A 719-nucleotide genomic window follows, 5' to 3' on the forward strand; every position below is an offset into this window, starting at 1 on the left:
ATCATCACGCGCCTGCGCGATGAGGGCAAAGTGGTGCTCTATGTCTCCCACCGCATGGAAGAAGTGTTCCGTATCTGCAATGCGGTCACGGTGTTCAAGGACGGGCGCTTCGTGCGCACCTTCGAGGACATGAGCGCGCTGAGCCACGATCAGTTGGTGACCTGCATGGTCGGCCGCGATATCCAGGACATCTACGACTATCGCCCGCGCGAGCACGGCGAAGTGGCGCTCAAGGTCGACGGCCTGCTCGGTCCCGGCCTGCGCGCGCCGATCAGTTTCAACGTGCGCAAAGGCGAAATCCTAGGCCTGTTCGGCTTGGTGGGAGCAGGGCGCACGGAACTGTTCCGCCTGCTCAGCGGCCTGGAGCGTGCCAGTGCCGGCAGCCTGGAGTTGTGCGGTGAGCCGCTGCAATTGCGTTCACCCCGCGATGCCATCGCGGCCGGCGTACTGCTGTGCCCGGAAGACCGCAAGAAGGAGGGCATCATTCCGCTGTCCAGCGTTGCTGAAAACATCAACATCAGTGCCCGGGGCGCGCATTCGGCGTTCGGCTGGCTGCTGCGCGATGGCTGGGAAAAGGGCAACGCCGACGGGCAAATCAAGGCGATGAAGGTCAAGACGCCGAGCGCCGAACAGAAAATCATGTACCTGTCCGGAGGCAACCAGCAAAAGGCCATTCTCGGCCGCTGGCTGTCGATGCCGATGAAGGTGCTGCTGCTGGA

Annotated in this window: 1 protein-coding gene; it reads left to right on the forward strand. The window is 62.9% G+C overall.

Annotated elements, in window-relative coordinates; translation table 11 throughout:
* A partial coding sequence (locus J1G34_RS26930; protein ID WP_222994865.1) for an ATP-binding cassette domain-containing protein occupies positions 1–719 on the forward strand: 719 nt, incomplete at both ends.

The sequence above is a fragment of the Pseudomonas sp. Wu6 genome (genome assembly GCF_019891515.1).
In the GTDB taxonomy this organism is placed as follows: domain Bacteria; phylum Pseudomonadota; class Gammaproteobacteria; order Pseudomonadales; family Pseudomonadaceae; genus Aquipseudomonas; species Aquipseudomonas orientalis_A.